The organism is Bacteroides ilei, from assembly GCF_900128495.1.
GTDB lineage: Bacteria > Bacteroidota > Bacteroidia > Bacteroidales > Bacteroidaceae > Phocaeicola > Phocaeicola ilei.
Genome location: NZ_LT635801.1, coordinates 1,667,638 through 1,689,371, shown reverse-complemented (window position 1 = coordinate 1,689,371; position 21,734 = coordinate 1,667,638). Strand labels below are relative to the sequence as shown.

At 42.9% G+C, this 21,734-nt stretch carries 9 protein-coding genes; 2 read left to right on the top strand and 7 right to left on the bottom strand.

The window, feature by feature from the left end; all coding sequences use genetic code 11:
• Positions 1-7 precede the first annotated feature (7 nt).
• From BQ7489_RS07245 to BQ7489_RS07225, 5 genes are all read right to left on the bottom strand, one after another.
• Complete coding sequence (locus tag BQ7489_RS07245) at positions 8-4,366, bottom strand: hybrid sensor histidine kinase/response regulator transcription factor (RefSeq protein ID WP_083580687.1); 4,359 nt, start codon at positions 4,364-4,366, stop codon at positions 8-10.
• A gap of 87 nt (positions 4,367-4,453) precedes the next feature.
• Positions 4,454-4,768, bottom strand: coding sequence for an L-rhamnose mutarotase (rhaM, locus tag BQ7489_RS07240; RefSeq protein ID WP_072530476.1), 315 nt, complete (start codon positions 4,766-4,768; stop codon positions 4,454-4,456).
• A gap of 59 nt (positions 4,769-4,827) precedes the next feature.
• On the bottom strand, positions 4,828-6,105 hold the full coding sequence (locus BQ7489_RS07235; protein WP_072530475.1) for a rhamnogalacturonan acetylesterase: 1,278 nt from the start codon (positions 6,103-6,105) through the stop codon (positions 4,828-4,830).
• Positions 6,106-6,309: 204 nt separating this feature from the next.
• A complete protein-coding gene (locus tag BQ7489_RS07230) occupies positions 6,310-8,442 on the bottom strand; it encodes a RagB/SusD family nutrient uptake outer membrane protein (protein WP_072530474.1) in 2,133 nt (710 codons plus the stop codon).
• Positions 8,443-8,480: 38 nt separating this feature from the next.
• Positions 8,481-11,672: a SusC/RagA family TonB-linked outer membrane protein gene (locus BQ7489_RS07225; protein ID WP_072530473.1), complete on the bottom strand. Its 3,192-nt coding sequence runs from the start codon at positions 11,670-11,672 to the stop codon at positions 8,481-8,483.
• Between the two features lie 355 nt (positions 11,673-12,027).
• Here BQ7489_RS07225 and BQ7489_RS07220 point away from each other — a divergent pair, with 355 nt between their 5' ends.
• Both BQ7489_RS07220 and BQ7489_RS07215 read left to right on the top strand, forming a co-directional pair.
• Positions 12,028-16,002, top strand: coding sequence for an ATP-binding protein (locus tag BQ7489_RS07220; RefSeq protein WP_072530472.1), 3,975 nt, complete (start codon positions 12,028-12,030; stop codon positions 16,000-16,002).
• A gap of 69 nt (positions 16,003-16,071) precedes the next feature.
• Complete coding sequence (locus tag BQ7489_RS07215) at positions 16,072-17,439, top strand: TrpB-like pyridoxal phosphate-dependent enzyme (protein WP_072530471.1); 1,368 nt, start codon at positions 16,072-16,074, stop codon at positions 17,437-17,439.
• Positions 17,440-17,596: 157 nt separating this feature from the next.
• Here the strand turns inward: BQ7489_RS07215 and BQ7489_RS07210 are convergent, their stop codons facing one another.
• Both BQ7489_RS07210 and BQ7489_RS07205 read right to left on the bottom strand, forming a co-directional pair.
• Entirely contained in the window at positions 17,597-20,518 is a 2,922-nt protein-coding gene (locus BQ7489_RS07210; RefSeq protein ID WP_072530470.1) for a M16 family metallopeptidase, read from the bottom strand.
• A 27-nt stretch (positions 20,519-20,545) separates the two neighbouring features.
• Positions 20,546-21,727, bottom strand: a complete 1,182-nt coding sequence (locus BQ7489_RS07205) for a MalY/PatB family protein (protein ID WP_072530469.1) — start codon at positions 21,725-21,727, stop codon at positions 20,546-20,548.
• Positions 21,728-21,734 lie beyond the last annotated feature (7 nt).

The following is a 21,734-nucleotide window of genomic DNA, read 5'->3' as shown; positions in this document are numbered from 1 at the left end:
AACTCATTTAATTCCCGGAATTATTGTCGTTTTTCGCTCCTTCCTCCTCCCCTTTGGTATCACGTTGTCGGGTATTTGAAGCGGTATTACCTTTATCCGGATGTGGCTCTTCCCCTTTCTGGTAAGCCGAGGGCGTAATGCCGAACTGGCTTTTGAAACACTTGCTGAAATAGAACGGATCATTCAATCCCACCTGATAAGATACCTCCGAAATCGTCATATTCGTCTGACGGAGCAACGTCGCCGCCTTTTTCATACGCATGATACGGATATATTCATTCGGAGAATATCCGGTAACTCCTCTTACCTTACGGTAGAACAAGGAACGTCCCATACACATCATTGAAGCGAACTCATCGACCGAGAACTGTGCATTCGACAGCTGGCTCTCAACTACTTCAATCATCTTGTCAACAAACTGCCGGTCGGCATCCGAAGAACAAAGAACTGAGCGCACCTCCTTCGGATCGTTCGAAAACTTTTCTTTCAGTTTTTCACGCTGTTCAATCAACTTGAACGCACGGGTAAGCAACAACTGCATGCTGAACGGCTTGGTAATGTAGGCATCTGCTCCCATACCCACTCCCTTCACATGATTGTCGTCCGAATCCAAAGCTGTCAGCAGAATAATAGGAATATGACTGGTAGCCAGATCATTTCTCAGCTTCCGGGTCATATCAAAACCTGAACATACCGGCATCATGACATCACTGATTATCAAATCCAGCTCTGTATTCTTTGCAATGTCAAACCCTTCATTTCCGTTCGAAGCCACCAATACTTCAAAATAAGGACTGATCTCCTGTTGCAGGAAATTACGTACATCCATATCGTCTTCTACAATCAGTACCTTACGTTTGTTCAGCGGAGAACGGGCAAATTCCGGCACTTCCACTTCACTGTTTTCCTTCTTCATTTCTGTGGCAAAATGTTTTTCCGCCTCCACCTCTTCACGCAGAATAGCATTGTCGGGAACCAGAAAATCCTTTTCCTCAAAAATGGAAGAGTCAGTAGGCAGTTCCACGGTAAATATAGATCCTCCCAACGGATTTTCAGAAAAACGGATTGTTCCCTTCTGGAGTACAACCAGTTCATGGGTCAAATGTAATCCTACCCCCATACTGCTGCCCGAAAAGCTGCTCTGCATAAAACGATGGAATAACTCTCCCTGCTTCTGTTTCGGGATACCGACCCCTGTATCCGAAACCTGCAACCGGATCTTCTTTGCATTCTCATCAACTGCAACACTGAACACAATCTTTCCCCGGGAAGGGGTATACTTGAATGCATTCGACAACAGATTATAGACAATCTTATCCAAATGTCCCTTATCAACGAACATCCTGTATGAATCACGATCGGTTTCAAATGTATATTCCATATGTTTTGATTCGGCAATATCCATGAAACTCTGATAAATATCCTGCAGGAAGGGTATCACATCCATTTCCTCCAAAGCCAGTGAAAGTTTCCGGTTCTGCATTTTACGGAATTCAAGCAACTGGTTGATAAGACGGAGCATACGTTGTGTACTCTTGTCCATGATTTTAATAGAAGACAACTGTTCCTTGGTTAATCCTCCGATACGGTGAATCTTCTCCAATGCCCCTTGAATCAAGGTCAGCGGTGTGCGGAATTCATGGGAAATATTGGTAAAGAATACCAGCTTATATTCGGTAAGCTGTTCTTCCATAGCAATCTTATAACGGAGCGTATTCATCTTGTTCAATATACGATACGTAAAGTACAGCAGTGCCAACAAGACTACAATATACAATGCATACGCCCAATAGCTTCTCCAGAACGGAGGAGACACTACAATCTTCAATACAGCCTCCTGGTCCGACCATACCCCCAACGAATTGCACGCTTTTACATGCAGATAGTAAGTACCGGGAGACAGGTTCTTGTAAGCTACAAAACCTAGTGAAGAAGGGACACTCCATTCCTTATCATAATTTTCCAGTTTACTCATATATTTTTCTCTGTCGGAATAATCCATAATCGAAAATTCGATATTAAAGGAATTCTGGTCGTACTTCAGATTCACGACAGACGAATATGCCAATGCCGAATCCAACGGAGAATCCGGCTGCCCCGGCCGTACAGATTCACCATTCAGTTTCAGATCCGTAAATACCACTTCATTCTTCATGTTCTTACGACGAAGTTTCAAAGGATCTACAACGGTAAGTCCATACCGGCTTCCAAACGCCAGACGCCCGTCATCCAGCCGGAGTGTACTGTTATCACCATATACATTTCCCTGCAAGTTACTGGAGAACAGGTAATTCTCGAACAATTTCTTCTGCATATCAAAACGTGATACACCATATTCGGTCGTAATCCACATATGACCTTGCAAATCCTCCACGAATCCCAGTACCATCGGATTAATCAATCCGTCGGAAACATCATAATGTTCGAATACCAGATCCGAATAATCCTTTCCCGGAGTACAGACAGCAAAGCCTGCCCCCGTTTCAGCAATCCATATACGTCCCTTCGAGTCCATCACGATACTTCTTATTTCATCGGTCTTGATACTTCCTTTATCCAACGAATACCGATAGTAGTCACGCGGATTCTTCAAAAGCCTGTCAGGATAAAAGCAGAACAGTCCATCACTTGTTCCGACCCAAATCCAACCGTTACGGTCCTCACAAAGCGCACGGATACGTTTCATACCATCAGTCTCATTGAAGAAATGACGGAAAACATACCCATCTCCTTGTGAAACAGCCAGATCAAGTCCTCCTCCAAAAGTTCCTACCCATATATTCTTTTTCTTATCCTGCAACAGACAGAATGTCTGGTCGAACGAAAGACTTGAAGGATCATTGGCTTTATGGCGGTACTCCTTACCACCAATCAACAATCCTCTTACGCGGGTACACAACCATTCTACTCCCTTTTCATCGGTCAATGCAGCGTATATATTGGTATTGAAATGTTCTGCTTTCAGAATGTGGTTCAAATCAGGTGTATATTCATAAACATCCCCATTCCTGTTACCTACATAAATATTACCGTCCTTATTTCTTTGTAGCATACGTATTGCATTTCCCCAATCGAAAGATGGGGTTCCATACGGATAAATACGTGTAGCCCCTTCATTGATGACGCTGATACGTGACAAACCTGTATATTCCGAACTTACCCAAACGTTACCCGAACGGTCTACCAACAAAGCCTGTACAAAATTGGAGCCCAAATAACCTTGCAAATCATTTTCACTAGCCTGAAAATGCATCAATTCCTTTGTATTCTTGTCGTAGGCAAATAACCCGTTGCCATAAGTCGTAATCCAGATAACACCATGCTTATCCTGCACTATCTGATAACGCTCCACATCGATGAAATTGATATTTGACTCAGGCATCAACTTGAACCTGGTGACCTCACCGGTAGAGCTTTCTACATAATACAGAGATCCGGTCTTGTTATACAACCAACAATTCTGCAGATTATCATATACGATGCCGGCATTTGACATATCATACGGGGCCTCAGCCTTTTTCAGGCCACCATTATCCATATTATAACAATACCCTCCATGAGGAGTGAAAATATACAGTTCGTTTTTCAATGTCATGGCATCAGTCAACTGCAACCCCTTCATGGGAGTATTCCCAGCCAATGTTACAAAATTCATCTGGCGGTCACACCGATACAGATCACCGTTTCCGGAAATACAGAACACATTTCCATTGTAAAGTTTCAACCTCCACAAGTCATGTGCACCATTAACAAGCCTCATGTCCTTACCGTCCCAATAAAACAGACCTTTATCCGTAGCGAACCAGATGCGTCCGCGTCCATCTTCCAACACGTCGTTCACTTCATTCGTCTTGAAGACATGATTCAAGTCAAAATCCTGCACGGAAAAATGTCCATTCTTATATATAACTCTCCGGCATCCGTCACGCTGCCCCCATAGCCATACTTCATTGTCTACAGTCAGCAAAATCTTACGGTAATGGCGTGCGGCCGCAGTACCATTACCCGAATAATCGACGAAACAATCGGATTTCAAATTAAAACAGCTCACCAAATCGGCCTGGGTAGCAATCCAAAGGAATCCGTTCTTATCTTCAAGCAACGAATGTACACGATGATCGGAAAGAGAAGTGTTACGGTCTTTCTGAGGACGAAATGTTATGAATGAATTCCCGTCATACCGGCTCAACCCGTTCTGGGTCCCCAACCAGATAAAGCCTTTACTGTCCTGATAAATACAGCGCACCGAATTATTGGCAAGTCCATCGGACATGGTAATCCGCGTAGAACGGATTTCAATGCCGGCCCACCCCACCAAACTATATGTAAAAAAAAGAAATAAGCAAAATAAGATTTTTTGTTTCATACCTATAATGATTGCGGATAAAATTATCTGCAAATATAATAAAAAGGATACATAAGCTTATGTATCCTTTTTATTATAAACGGTCTTTTAATCCATATGAAAAACTTCCGGCAACGGAATGGTTACAGGTGAGTTGTCGGGATTTACTTCCATTATATCGGCCATATAATCCCACCACTTCTGTACAATCGGATTATTCCCCATATCCTGTGAAGATTCCTCTCCTTTCGTTTTCTGGCAAGCGAACAAGATATTGGTATCTTTATCCCAATAGATAGAATAGTCATATACTCCATTATCCGACAACATTTTCTTCAACTCCGGCCAGATTGCCGCATGACGTCTTTCATATTCTTTTTCGAAACCTGGCTTCAAAAACATTTTAAAAGCTTCTCTTTTCATAAAACAAACATTTATATTGTTAACAAAAGTCTCTTATCATCTCTCCGGGATATAATTCATCAGTTACCGTCCGGTTTCTGCACATCGATGAACGGGCTGTCATTCCAGTTGAAATCTTCCACGGCATCTGGGTGGGCTGGATCGAAAGGCTTATAATCACTTCTAAGGAAGTGTACAAAAGGCAGATCAAGCTTCTTCATCCCTTCGATCACACATTTCGCTATTTCATACGCTCCATACGGATTGAAATGGGTATTGTCTTCCAGCTTCCGGGTCTGTCCCGGATAAGTATTGGCCGGATAGTGGACAAAAGCTTTCTTTGAAGGCTCTACCCCCATTGCTTCATAAAATGTACGGGTCATATCGTGCAATTCGATGACCGGAACATTTTCACGCTGCGCTACCCAACGCATTGCATCCGGATAATCTTCATGCGTTTCTACAATCTTACCGTTTCCGTCAAAAGAACGTCTCTGTGTGGGTGTCACAAAAACAGGAATACCTCCCTTCATACGCACTTCATCGACAAACGTCTTCAGGTTAGTGGCAAAGAAATAATACGCTCCCTTACCCGGTCCCTTCAATTTTTGGTCATTATGTCCGAATTCAATGAACATATAGTCTCCCTTCTTCATCTCACTGAGAGCCTTCTTCAAACGGTTAGCCTTAATGAACGTATCGGCCCGTTCACCGCTTTCTGCATAATTGGCGAAGCAGACATTCTCATCAAAGAAACGGGTAATCATCTGTCCCCAGCTGGCCCATGGTTCCGTATCCTGATCGACTACCGTAGAATTTCCAGCAAGGAATATTGTAGGAACACTGTCCGTCTTTTCGATAACCAGACTCTGAACACAAGGCATATTGCCATTGACTTCAAAAGTCAGCTTGTTATCCCAATTAAGTTTGTTACGTTCTCTGGGCTTTATATGTACACGTTCCTTCTCACCTATCAAAGTGTCGCGCTTATTTATAGTAAAGCTATAAGTGACAAATTCTCCCTTCTTAGTTGGTACATTTTCCAGAAACAGACGGCGGGATTCGCCACGTACCGTAGTCATTCCTTTCTTTTTCTTACTGCCTAAAGTCACGGTAACTTTATAATTCCCATCGGGAACGTTTACCGAAAAGAAAAAAGGATTGTTTTCCCCAGTTTCGGGTGACGGAAGCAAGTCATAGCCGAAACCAATCTGGTCGGTATACCGGGAATCGGAAGTCACTGCAATGAAATCGGAAGGAACTTTTTTATCACCTCCGAAATAAAAACGATATGTTTGAGCAGAAAGCTGTGTTATCCCCAAAATTCCCACCAGACATAAAAGGCTTTTCCATTTCATGATATATCAAAATTAAGTTTTGTGCCAAAATTAATGTACTTACGTTACTTGTACATGAAAAATCATGTACAAGTCATAGAAATTTGTATAGGAACAAGCACAAAAATTATACAGACAAAACGTATAAAGGGGATCCTTCTCCCGAAAGATCCCCTTCCCCTAACTTTTGTAACTTAATATATTATATCAGAGAGATGAAAGACATTAATATCCTGGATTCTGCCAAGCTTTCTGCTGTTCATCGGTCAAATTAGAACCATCTTCATTCATCAAACCATCAATGAAAGTCTGAGGTATCGGACGAAGTTCATGTTTACCCTCTGTTATATTCGGCGCTGCTTCCGGATTGAAAGCTTTTGCACGCATAATCAAAGTCCCTGTACGTGACAAGGTTTCCCAACGCTGCCATTCACCTAACAACTCACGGGTACGTTCATTAAGAATGAAATGTAAAGCACGCTGATAGTCGCCAGAAACTCCTAACTTCTGCATAATAGCTTCATCTTCAGGAGGTAAATTACTTGGGAATGATTTCAAGGTCAAGTCGGACGCAGCCGTAGTAACAGCCAGACCCGGATTAGACAAATAATAAGTATTCATATTCAGATTTGAATTCACATAGTTGTCTGCAGCAGATCCCGTATTCAAACTGTTACTTTCAAAGGCTTGTGAACCATCTGTATAGTATGAACGATTCTCACCGTTTTTCCATTGTGCACGACTACGTACTACGTTGATATCATTCATAGCACTATTATAATCACCCAAACGGACATAACATTCCGCACGGACCAAATAAGTTTCAGCCAAACGTGCCATTATTACATCACGATGCGCATCTCCCTTTTCCGCGGTACGGGATCCATCATCTGTCTTATTGATTCCAGCAAAGAAATTACAGATTGCAACATCTGGACTTTTAAATGTAGGAGCTACATATTCTCCCCGTTGATACAACACCAATGAATTAGGTACCCATTGCCCTTTTTTAGAAGTTAAATTGCCTGAATTAGCAGTCTGTCGTAACCCCTCTTTCCATTCGGGCAAACGTCCCTCATCATCAGTCCAAGTAGGTTCTTGCAAAGCACACCCAAATACATAATTATCATATGTATGATCATCCGCTGTATTCAAAATCATTACAATAGCAGGATCTCCCAACTCTACTCCATGATCATTCGCTTTAACATTATTAACGCCATATACAGTCTTAAAGGTCTTCCACATACGCGCATCATTTACATGGTCAAATACCGCATACGCATATTCTGTAGGACGACAACGCTGGAAGTCCATACCACCAATCCATACACCACGTCTAACCCATCCGTCAGCAAACTTAGAGAACTGAGGAGTAAAATAATTATAGGTACGATTACCAAAACGTCCACCCGTTGCATCATCCGCATTATGTCCACAAGCCATCAGGATTTCGTCCAACTGTTCATTGGCACAATCCACACCCGTCCAATTGGCATAAAGGTCAGCATAATCTGGAGTCAACGGACCACGTGCTTGAATTGCATAGCTACAAGCTGAAATGGCTTCTTGCAGATCAGCCTGAATATCGGCATCTGTACGGGATGTTCCATCTTTCGCAAATTGTTTCTGACAGCGTTCTGAACAACGGAACAACAACGCTTTAGCCAGGAAATGGGCTGCAGTCGCCTTGGTCCATGTAATACCTTTTCCGTAAGTATACACCTCACCTTCAAAATTTTCATAAGCATTACGGAAATCGGAAACTACCTGCGCCCAACATTCCTCTTCTGTAGAGCGAACAAAATTACGGACAACCCCCTCAGCAGGCTGCAACTGCAATACAACTCCTCCGTATTGTGCCGTCAGACGATAATAATTGTAACCACGTAAAAAATAGGCATGAGCCAGACAACGTTTACGGACAGCCTCATCCTGAATCACATCATTCGCTTTAGCTATAATTGTATTGGCCGAAGCAATTCCGTAATACATTTCATCCCACAATGCCTGTGGTGCCGTACAGTTATTGTTCGCTGCACCGGTAGCAGGTGTACAGGCTATGGCTCCCAAACGGTTATCATAAGTATTCCACGGCTCGTTAGTCAAGTCATTACCATTAGTGAACTCATCGGTTCCATACAGAGTAATACCATAAGCCCATTCATAACCAAAATGCCAGCGGATATTACCATAAAGTGATACAGCCAAAGATTCCAATCCTTCTGGAGTATCAAAATATTCTGTTGAATATTTGGTGGTCAATTCCTCGTCCAGAAAATCCGCACACGACGTAAAGCTGAAAGAAAGCCCTGCCAGCAAGGAAATTCCCAATCCTATTTTTGCAATATTATTCATATATATCTTCTTTATTATTAGACAATCATATTCCATCATTAAAATCCGAAGTCCAGACCGAATACAAAACTACGGTTGAAATAAGTCTTGTTCGTATCCAAATCAAATCCATCAATAGACTGGTAGATACTACCCGGATTGATAGCTTGTGCATAGATCTTCAAATGTCCCAATCCCCATTTCTTTATCAGATTCTGCGGGAAATTATAACCGATTGAAATATTACGAACTTTCAGGAACGAAGCATTCCGATAACCGATCAAACTGGAGAAATCATCTCCCGAACCGGAAGTAGCCTGACCCAGAATCGGCTTTTGATATTCGGCGTCAGTATTAGTCGGAGTCCAATAGTCTATTTCACGCTGATTGGCATGAGCTGTTTCTGCTTCGCCCAAACCATCCACCATATATCCCATACGGCCTATCATAGTAACACCAAGTTCAATATTTTTCCATGAGAAATTATTGGTCCAACCCATTGTCCAACGCGGATCTTTGTTACCCAAAACTACACGGTCACTGATATCCATCTTATAATCACCATTCTGGTCATGCGGACGAACCATACCCGGTTCAAAATCATAACCGTTTGCATTCCATTTAGCCATTTCAGCCTGATCTGCCGGAGTATCCTGCCAAAGTCCGTCATTGGCATATCCATAGAATACATTGATTGACTCGCCGATAAACCAAGCGTTGTCGGGCATATCGTTCTTTCCGTAAGCCAACTCTACGATTTCATCTTTCTGGTATGCGACATTAAAATTAGACTCCCAAACAAAACCTGAATGTGTCTGGATAGGAATAAAGTTCAAAGTCAATTCTACACCATGGTTCTTAGTCTTACCGATATTGGCATAAGTATTCGGGAAACCGGTCAGAGTAGGAATATTAGTCAGCATCAACAAATCATTTGTACGAGAAAAATACGCATCGATACTACCGCTAATACGATTATTCAACACGCCGAAATCAAGACCGAAGTTGACTTGAGTGGTCTTTTCCCAACCTAACTCATCATTTGCCATTGACAACTGACTGGAAGAATAATAAGGTTCATTCGTTGCATATCCCAATACATTGCTCATCCCGTTAAAAGGAAGATAGAAAGAAGAGATATCACCCTTAGTTGCATAAGGGGCAATTGCAGAGTTACCGGTAACACCGAGACCGACACGGAGTTTCAAGTTATCCAGCCATGAAACATTCTGCAGAAATTCTTCCTGATTGATACGCCATGCCAAGGCTGCAGACGGGAAGAAATCCCATTTATGTCCTTCGGCCAGCTGTGACGCACCATCCCAACGACCAGACACAGTCAGCAAATAACGTTCCGCAAAACCATAGTTCAAACGAATCATGTAAGACATCAACTGACGTTCTGTCAAACCGGAACTGATTGCTGCTCCATAATCTGGATTAGTCACATCAACAGTACCGAATGCATTCCACAAGAAAGATGGTTTTGCTATACCATTGGCAGCCATAGAAGATTCTTCAACATTCCAAGATGAAGCTGTCTGCAACAAAGTCACTCCCAATTTATGTTTTTCGGCAAATGTACGGTCGTACATGATCATATTATCCAATGTCCAGGAAAAGTCACGGCGATTTTTCAGACGGGCATAACTACGGCCGGCACTGCCATCCGAATTTATCTTATGAGATGAAGTTCCATCAATATAAGCACCTTCTCTCCAATGACGGAAGTCAGGACCGAAGTTGATCTTATAACGCAAGCCTTCAATAGGTTCCCACAATTTACCCAAATCCAAAGTTGCAGAGAAGTTACCTAAAGCACGTAAAGTCTGAGACTGCTGGGTACTCTTGTTCCATTCATCCATAATGGTATATGTTCCACTTTCACCACCGGGATTGATAACCAGATTTCCCTCGGCATCATAAGGCACTGCCATATTGTAGATGGTCTTAGCCGTACCATAAATTGCATCAGGAACACTTCCGCTACGGCCTCCCAATGTAGACATACCATAATCCTGTTCACTCCATGTTACATTCAAAGAAGCGTTTATCTGGAACCAGTCTGTAGGATTGATGTTCAAACTCATCTTTCCTGTATAACGTTCATACCATTGTCCCTTCTGGGTACCGTCATTACTCAGATAACCGAATGAAGCATAAGCGTTCATTTTATCTGTACCTCCACTGGCACTGACAGTATGTTCGTGAGAAATACTTGTCTGTGTAACGATATCCGTCCAATCCGTATCGGTTACAAGCGACGGATCCCATGTTCCGTTAGCCCATCCTTTCAACACATTGTCACGTGAAGTCTGACCATCCAATGCACTATCAAATATAATTCTATCATTTTCATAGGTAGGGCTATCGGGATGTGCATAAGTTGTAGGATCCAGGTTATAAGCAGCCCAACGGCGGAATTCGATAAAATCGGCAGCACTCATAGACGGCGACTTATCCACCAGATTAGAAACCGTCAATGTTCCGGAATAATCCAGACTGAACCGGCCGGATTTACCTTGTTTGGTAGTCACAATAATAACACCATTGGCACCACGTGAACCATAAATGGCAGTTGCAGAAGCATCCTTCAACACATCAATTGATTCAATATCACGAGGGTTCAACGTTTCAATAGATGATTCAGACATCAAAGGAACACCATCTACAACATAAAGAGGAGAATTACTTGCTTCCAGTGAACGGTTACCACGGATACGGATATCACCGATTTGACCCGGACGTTCGTTAGATGTGATATCCACACCGGCAGCCTTACCTTGCAATGCTTCAAAAGCGTTGTTTACAGGCCGCGCCATCAATTCTTCTGCTCCTACATTAGCCATAGCACCGGTTACATCAGATTTCTTCTGAACACCATAACCTACTACCACAACTTCATCCAATACTTCCGTATCCTCTTCAAGGGTTACATTAAACATGGTCCTTCCTTTAACCGGAATATCCTGAGTCTTGTAACCGACAAAGCTGATTTCCAAAGAAGCATCGTCAGAAACATTCGATAAGGTAAACTTTCCGTCAAAGTCTGTAATTGTTCCGTTTGTAGTTCCCTTTACCAATACACTGGCACCAATTACCGATTCACCGTTTTTATCCAAGACAGTACCGGAAACGGTCTTACCCTGTGCAAATGCACCGATTGCACACACCATAAATAAAAAGGTAAAGAAGAACAGACGTTGCAAGACACTGCAACCAGACAGATTAAAATCTCTTCTGTTTTTCATACTACATAATTTAAATTAAACATAAGGTTTTTTCACTCCAAATCTTACTCTTCAAGCAATCCAAAAGCTCATTTCAGAGTTTTTACGTTCTAAAAGTACTCTATCTTCGAACCATATTATATTACATATGTTACATCTTATGCAACGCATGTTTCAATACATGCCAAGACATAAAAATTGTACGAATATCATAAAAAACATTTATCCATACAGAACTGACAACTATAAAAATTCAGATGAAATCAATTACAAAGTATTACTTAGCCATAAATTTAATCATAAAAGCCTAACGAAATACAAATATAAATCACTTTATTTTATACTTTTGTCAAGTTAAAAATAATGCCTCTAATCTATGATATTAAACCTGTTGAAAATAAGTTTCTCCATTTGCCTTATATGCTTCATTTCACGCATAAAGGCAGAAAATATCATATTTTCTCCCATACCCGTAGAAAAGCAATTACCTGCAGGGCAAATATATTGCACATTCCAGGATTCCGAAGGATATATATGGTACGGTACGGAAGAAGGCCTATACCGTAATGACGGATATGCCATCCAACGGTTTCTGCCCAATAAATCCAATTATCAATATAGAGGAAATACCGTCAAATCCATTATAGAAGACAATGATAAAAACATCTGGATAGGAACAAACAGAGGTGTCTATATTTTAGATAAAAGAACTTACCGGATAAATCCACTGGACGATGAAGAAATCCGCGGATGGACCATAGACAATATGTTAAAAGCCTCCGACGGCTCTATCTGGATATCGACAAATAACAGTATACTTCATTACACCAGTCAAGGCAAAAGAATATCCATGTATGATGATATAAAATGGAACGGGAAACGAAAAAAGATATCATATCTTTATGAGGATCCCAGTCTCCATATTTTATGGATAGTACAATGGAGGGGAGGTATTTTTTTCTATGATAAAAAAAGCGATTCATTTATTCCTTTTAAATGGCCCTTCAAAGAACATCCGGCAAGCATCATCAAAGACAATACCAGTCCATATTACTGGATTACAACTTTAGGAAAAGGAATAGTCCGTCTTGATCTATCCAAACCTGAAACAGAACAGCGTTTCAGTTGGCAGGCATGTACCGTCGATCCCCAAAACCATTATCGAGGAGAAGCATTGCTAGTTTATCAAGACAATATACAAAACCACCTGTGGGTCATTACGTCCGACAATCTATACAGATACGGAATTACCGCAGAACATACCTTATATCCAATAACGACCCCATCATTGGAACTAGGGAAAAAACTTCTATCCACCAACATTATACAGGATAAACAAGGCAACATCTGGATCTCGGGATATTATCCCCAGTACCTCATAGCGTCATTTGACCAGGCCCCCATTGGATACAATCCTTTATCTGTCATTAAGGAAAAGGAAAAATATCCAGTAACCCTCAGCTCCATATTTTATGAAAAAAATGGCTTCTGGATCCGTCTGAACCGGGGCAAGCTATGCTTCTATACCCCATCGGACAATAAAGTATCCTACTCGGACATCAGTGAACGGCGATTATCTTATTATATTGGAAAATCCTATAATCCGGACGGTATCCTATGCATTACACAAGAAAAAATCGTCAAGCATCTGCTATTCAGAGACTCTCAGATATATGAAAAACTGATTTTGAATGCTACCTCTTTTCTAGAAACTAATGAAATAATCCGGACCATCCATGAAGATGCCGACGGAAACATCTGGATTGGAGCATCCAGAAATCTATATTATTATGTTCCTTCAAAAAAAATGATCTGGAGGCTCTGGAACAATACAGGCAAGATAAACAATATTATTGTAACCCGGGACAAAAGTATCTATGCCACTACAGAAACAAACGGATTGCTATATCTATCGCCCGAGCGCAAAAAATACATCTATAAAATAAAGGAAAGTTGCACCTGCATTACGGCCGGTACCAACGGAGATGTATGGATGGGTACTCAAAGAGGGAACGTATATCACATTTCTCCTAAAACCCGGACAGCCACTCTCCTCCCCAATCTCAATGGCCTGGACGGAAACAACATCTATCAATTGGAAACCGATGTTTCCGGAAACTTATGGATCATGACCGGGAAGAAAATCATCCTTTATTACCCGCTACAAAAAATCTACAAAGAACTGCACACGACAGACAGTAACATTCCCCTGAAAAACTTCGCATGCATGTTTAAAGACCATCAGGGAAATTTCTATATAGGAGGCACCGAAGGGTTCATCACCTGCAATACGCAATATATCGGACTTAAAAATTCTGAACGCCCTCTGGAGGTACATCCGAAAATCACTGCGATAAAAGTCAATGGAAATCTCCGGTTCAACAATTTCAATGACAAAACCATCGAACTGGATTCCGAAGAATCGGACCTTGAACTGTTCCTGTCTACACTCGATCCATTGAACAGTGATAAAATACATTATGCATTCAGATATAAAGACGAAGGCTATTGGACCTTTCTTCCGCAGGGATTGAATGACATCTACCTGAAAGAATTGCCAAAAGGAAAACATGAACTGGAAATCAAGGCTACAGACAAGAACGGTTATTGGAGTGAAAACCATATCACCGTTTCCATCTATCGTGCCCCGCATTGGTACGAAACAAACCTGGCCTACGCTACCTACATCATAGTTGTCCTATTTATCGGGTATTACCTGATAATACTCTATCTGAAACGCCAGGAAGAGAAAAACCGTATTCAGATGGAAGAGGAAATCATACAAATGAAATCACGTTTTTTCATCAATGTCAGCCACGAACTGCGTACCCCGCTTACGCTTATCATCACGCCGCTTAACAGCCTGATTAAAAAAGTGACGGATAAGGATGAAAAGAAAGAACTGGAATCAATCCAAAAGAATGCGGCAAACCTGATGGAACAGGTCAACCAATTGCTTGACTTCCGAAGAATTGAAATGAATGTGGAGACCTTAAACGTCAACAGGGGAGATTTGACCCAGATATTATATTCCATATTCGACAGTTTCAGCCCTCTTGCCAAAGAAAAGGATGTGACATTCAAGTTTGAATGTCACATAAAGGAACTCTGCATTAATCTGGACTTTAAAAAAGTCCGTAAAATTGTCGATAACCTGCTGTCCAATGCCTTTAAATATACAGAGGAAAACGGCACCATTACGTTATCGCTGGATACAGAACAACACGAAGGAAAGGAATACGCCGTAATCAAAGTCAAGGATACGGGAATAGGTATTCCTGAAAATGAACAGGAACATATTTTCGAACGTTTCCATCAGGTAAGGAAACAACGGGATGTAATAGGTTCGGGTATCGGACTGAATCTGGTTAAGGAATACACGGAAATGCATCAAGGACATGTCAAGGTGGAAAGTGTATGCCAGCAAGGTACCACCTTTACCGTATATCTGCCTGCCGACCTGCCGATATCGCGGGAAGAATCCTATTCAGGTACAGACACACCGACTGATAATGACGAAACAACAACGATACCGGAAGGAATGCCAGAAAAGAATAAAAATAAAAAGGTTCTGATTGTAGAAGACAATAACGAATTCCGGAACTACATGAAAAGGGAATTGGGCAAGTCCTTTACCGTCTATGAAGCGGCCGACGGAGAAGAAGGTGAACAGATTGCCATTGAAAAAGAACCGGATATTGTCATAACCGACCTCATGATGCCCAAAGTAGACGGCATAGAACTTTGCCACCGCATAAAAAATAACCTGAAGATATCGCATATTCCCGTGATTATGCTTACGGCAAGCTATAGTGTTGAAAATGAAAAAAACAGCTACAAGGAAGGTGCCGACGCATATATATCAAAGCCATTCGACTGGGATATATCGCTCAGCCGGATACAGAATATATTAAAACAACAGAAGCAACGCCAGGAAAACTTCCAGAAAGACATCAATGCCACTCCCGAAAGTATCACCATATCTTCGGCTGATGAAAAATTCCTGAAAAAGGCCATCAGTCTGGTGGAGGAAAACATCAACAATTCGGAATATTCCATTGAAGACATGAGCCATGATATGGCCATGAGCCGTGTAAACCTGTTCAGAAAGATACGGTCCACTACCGGAATGTCACCAACAGATTTCGTGAAAAGCATCCGTTTGAGGAAGGCCGCACAACTTCTGTCGCAAGGTGACATGAATATAGTAGAAGTAGCCTATAGTGTAGGATTCAATACACCCAGCTATTTCACCAAGTCATTCAAGAAAATGTTCGGCGTCCTTCCGACGGAATACCATAGCAAACAAGATGTAAGGAATCCTGGCACAAAAGAATCAAAAATCAAATAAAAATAAGTTTTTATTGGAAAATTTCAATTCTTTACTTATTTTTGGGCGAAACTTTAAAATCTTAATAAAATGAGTACAAAACAAAAAAAATTTTTCCTTGCCGAAGACGATATTCCAAGATATTGGTATAATATACAGGCGGACATGAAAAACAAACCGATGCCGCCTTTGAACCCGAAGACAAAGGAACCTCTCAAACCGGAAGACCTCTATCCAATTTTTGCGAAAGAGCTGTGCCATCAGGAATTGAACCAGACCGACACATGGATCGAAATTCCGGAACCGGTACGCGAAATGTACAAATATTACAGAAGTACACCGCTGGTACGTGCCTATGGTCTGGAAAAGGCATTGGGTACACCTGCACACATCTACTTCAAGAATGAAAGCGTTAGTCCTATCGGTTCACACAAACTGAACTCAGCTCTGGCACAGGCCTATTACTGCAAACAGGAAGGAATAACCAACATCACGACCGAAACCGGTGCCGGACAATGGGGAGCCGCCTTGGCATATGCAGCCAAGGTATTCGGACTGGAAGCTGCCGTATATCAGGTAAAAATCAGCTACGAACAGAAACCTTACCGACGGAGCATCATGCAGACTTTCGGAGCTCAGGTCACTCCTTCTCCTTCCATGTCTACTCGCGCCGGGAAAGATATCCTGACCAAATATCCGAACCACATGGGATCTTTGGGTACTGCAATATCCGAAGCTGTAGAACTTGCTATGACAACCCCCAACTGTAAATATACCCTGGGATCTGTTCTGAGCCACGTAACCCTGCACCAGACAATCATCGGTCTGGAAGCTGAAAAGCAGATGGAAATGGCCGGAGAATATCCGGATATGATTATCGGATGTTTCGGCGGCGGTTCCAATTTTGGCGGTATCAGCTTCCCGTTCATGCGACACACCATTCTGGAAGGGAAAAAGACCCGTTACATTGCAGCCGAACCTGCTTCATGTCCGAAGCTTACCCGAGGTAAATTCGAATACGACTACGGTGACGAGGCGGGATATACCCCGTTGCTGCCAATGTTTACACTGGGACATAATTTCAAGCCGGCCAATATCCACGCCGGCGGACTGCGTTACCACGGTGCAGGAGTCATCGTATCACAGCTGTTGAAAGACGGACTGATGGAAGCTGTCGATATACAGCAACTGGAATCGTTCGACGCCGGTATCCTGTTTGCCAAGGCAGAAGGTATCATCCCGGCTCCGGAATCATGCCATGCCATAGCAGCCGCTATCCGGGAAGCAAAAAAATGTAACGAAACCGGAGAAGAAAAGGTCATTCTGTTCAACTTGTCGGGACACGGACTGATTGATATGAGTGCATACGACCAATATCTGGCAGGTGACCTGACCAATTACGAACTCTCGGACGAAGAAATTGAAAAGAATCTGGAAGACGTAGACAAACTTCAATGACTTCCGGTTAAAAGGTTTGAATTCCCATAGGAAAAGAACTGATATAAATAAGGAGAGCCCTGAACTCTGTAAAAGAAGTTCAGGGCTCTTCTTATTTATATTTTATATTCCGTTCCCTGACCGGTTATGGTCAGGAAACAAAAACTGAATCGGGGTATCAATAACCGAAAATCTGTTCAGGAGTCAATTCTATGACAGGACCAATCTTCTTCAACGCTTCCAGATCCAGATCTTTACTATTGCCCAATATTCCGTAACTGTAACTGCGGCCTTTCACCCATTTCCGGTGGAAATCAAGCACATCCTGTAAAGTCATCCTCTGGATATCGTTATACACCTTGATACGGCCGTCTACCTTCTGTCCCAGATACAATGCACTGACGTAAGCCCAGATAACATCCATCTTCGTGATACGTTCGGTACGCAGACGGGCCAACATGGCATCTTTTGCCAACTGGAATGCCGCTTCCGACTGTGGTATCTCTTCTGTAATGCGGTTAAAATTACTGATGGCATCTATCATCTTGTCATTCTGTGTGGCTATGAATGTAGTGAACGTATAAGGATCCTTCAGATAGACCGGACTCTTCATACCGCCACCCGCCGAATATGCCAGTCCCCGACTTTCACGGAGTTCCTGGAATACAATGGAGTTCATACCGCCGCCAAAATATTCATTAAACAGCTCACGGGCTGGTTCAACCGACGGATCGTATTTTTCTCCCCGGTTCGACAGCTGTGACATATAGATCTGTTTGGCATCATACGGAGCTATGTATACTTTCGTCTGCAAAGTCGGCTGCATCACAAAATCCTTGGCTTCCGGTACTGGCTTACATACGGCCGGAACACGGTGTTCTTTCTCAATCACAGCCAGAAGATCCTTTTCACTCATCGGGCCATAATACAGGATACGATGCCGGTAACCGTTCAATTCCTTGATACGGTCAACCAGTTTCTGAGGATCCATAGATACCAGTTCGGCTTCCGACAATATGTTTGTAGCCGGCGATTCAGGACCATATGTGATGTAACTCCTCAAACGGGAGAAATTCTCTTCCTGACTCAGTTTTCGGTCCTGACGGGCTTTCAGCTCATCGGCCACCATATTCTTATAAACAGCCGAATCGACTTTGGCATCGACCATCAAGTGCTCGAAAACAGCCATCGCAGCAGGCATGTTCTCACCCAAACCCGACAACACGACATAAGTACGTTCATCCTGCGAAATCACCTGGAACGAACAGGCCAGACGGTAGAATTCACGCTGGATATCTTCAGCCGAACGTTCGCCGGTACCCAGATAATTCAGATATTCGGCCGCAAGTCCCAATGCCTTGTCATTGTTCTTGCCCATGTCGAACAGGTAAACCAGTTGGAAGAGGTCGTTCGACGTATTCTGCTTGTACAGGACCGGAATATCCGACTTGACTTTCAGCAGCGATAAATCTTTCGAGAAATCCAGGAATACAGGATCTATCGGCTTGACTACACTGTTCTGCACTTCTTTCAGAAAGAGACTGGCTGTATCACGGTTCATTACGATAGGAGTAATCTGAGGTTTGGTCATCTTCTTTTCATTCGGATCTTTTCCCTGATGCTTATACACAATGGCCAAATTGGTATCCTTCAAATAGCGGTCAGCAAAATCTATTATATCCTGCTTGGTCAGTTTCTCCATACGGTCTATCAGCGTAACCTCATCGGCCCAGTCTATTCCATTGATATATGAATCGACAAACATACTTGCACGAGATTCATTACTTTCAAGCTTCTGTAACTGTTCGAGCTTGAAATTATTGATGCTTGCCTGCAATATTCCCTCATCAAAATTGCCTTCCCTCAAATTCTTCACTTCCTTCAGAAGCAAATCCTTCACCTCTTCCATGCTCTGTCCCTGTTTGGGAATACCCATCATCAGAAACACAGAATAGTCGGCTAAAGGAATCGGATAGGCATACGCACCTAACACCTTCTGCTGCTGTACCAGGTTCAGATCAATCAGACCGGCCTTTCCATTATACAGAATGCGGGAAAGAAGCTGCAATATATCCACATCTTTGGTAGCAGCTCCCGGAAAACGCCATGCCAATGCCACATTTTCGGCGTCCAGACCATAGACATCGCGCACAACCGGCTGTGTTATCTCCTGTTCCTTCGGAAACTTCAATACCGGCAGATCCGGATTCGGTTTCAGACCTCCAAAATACTTGTCGATAATAGCTATCATCCCGTCCGGGTCAAAATCGCCCGACAGGCATACCGCCATATTGTTCGGCACATACCATACCTTGAAATAATTCTTTATATTCGTAATGGAAGGATTCTTCAAGTCATCCTGTGTTCCCAATATAGTCTGCGTTCCATAAGGGTGATGCGGGAACAAGGCCGCCAGGATATTATCCAGCATCTTGCTGTCGTCCTGTGTAAGCGACATGTTCTTCTCTTCATAAACAGCCTCCAGCTCCGTATGGAATCCCCGGATTATACAGTCCTTGAAACGGTCGGCCTGAACCTTGGCCCAGTTTTCAATCTGGTTACTCGGAATATCCTCCATATAGCAGGTCACGTCATAACTCGTATAGGCATTGCTACCGTTCGAACCGATGGCCGCCATCAACTTGTCGTACTCGTTGGGAATAGCGTATTTTGAAGCTTCATACGACAAACTATCGATAACATGATAAATCTTGACGCGCGACAGACTGTCGGTCGTCTGCCGGTAAACTTCAAACTTCTGTTCAATCTGATCCAACAAAGGACGTTCGGCCTTATAATTCATTGTGCCGAAACTGGTGGTTCCCTTGAACATCAGATGCTCGAAATAATGCGCCAGCCCTGTCGTCTCAGCAGGATCGTTCTTGCCCCCTACCTTCACGGCAATATACGTCTGGATACGGGGCTGTTCCTTATTGACCGTCATATACACCTTCAGACCATTATCCAGCGTATAGATACGGGCATTCATGGGATCACCCGGAACTGTGGTATAATGATACTTTTCCGGTATATTTCCACTCACACCGATGGCCGTCATCAAAAAGACAAACAGCCAAGACAAACGGAATATTTTTTTCATAAGAAATTATTTAAGAAATCCATCAAACTATTGCAAGCCGCCAACTGCTTCACGAAGCTGTTCCATGGCCTTCTCTAAAACAGACCGGGGCGAAGCCACATTCATGCGCATGAATCCTTTTCCTTCCGTCCCGAACATCTCACCATCATTCAGTGCCAGACGCGCCTTATTTACAAACAGGTCGACCAACTGCTCATGATCCAGCTTCAAGGCACGGCAGTCCAGCCATACAAGGAAAGAGGCCTGAGGCCGTAAAGGCTTGACCGAAGGAATATGTGCAGCACAGTAATCGGCCACGAAATCAACGTTACCCTCAATATAATGCAACATGGCTTTCCGCCATTCATCACCTTGTGAGAAAGCGGCAACGGTAGCGATCGGGGCAAACAAAGTCGGTTCATTCAGTTCATTGGCCGACAGCCAACTGAAAAACTTCTCACGGATAGTGTCATTGGGTACAATGGCATACGAACTCACAATACCTGCAATATTGAAAGTCTTTGACGGAGCCCCGAAGGTAATGCTGCAGGCCGCCGCCTCATCCGAAACGGAAGCAAACGGGATATGTCTGTTGCTCCACAAAGCCATATCACAATGGATTTCGTCTGAAATGACCAGAATATGACGACGGTAACAGAAATCAGCCAGCCGTACCAAAGTATCACGGTTCCACACGATACCACCGGGATTATGAGGGTTTGAAAGAATCAGCAGACGGCATTTTTCATCGGCCACTTTCTCCAGGTTTTCAAAATCCATGGAATAGGTACCGTCACCGTTCTCACGTAAAGGATTGAACACTACCTCACGGCCATTTCCCTGCGGGACCAGACGGAACGGATGATACACAGGCGGTTGTATGATAACCTTTTCATCTTCTTTCACAAACAGGTTGACTACCATTCCGATACCCTTTACAATACCCGGAATAAACGTCAGCCATTTTTCATCAACCTTCCACCCGTGATGCGACCCGATCCAGCCGGCTACCGTAGGCCATAACTCTTCAGGTTCTACCGTATATCCGAACAAGGAATGTTCCAGACGTTTTCTTATAGCTTCCGTAATAAATCCGGGAGTCTCGAAATCCATATCTGCCACCCACAAAGGAATCAGATCGGAACGTCCGTATCTGTCTTTCAATACCTCCAGTTTCAAGGCATTCGTGCCCCGACGGTCTATAACCTTGTCAAAATCGTACTTTTCCATTTATATG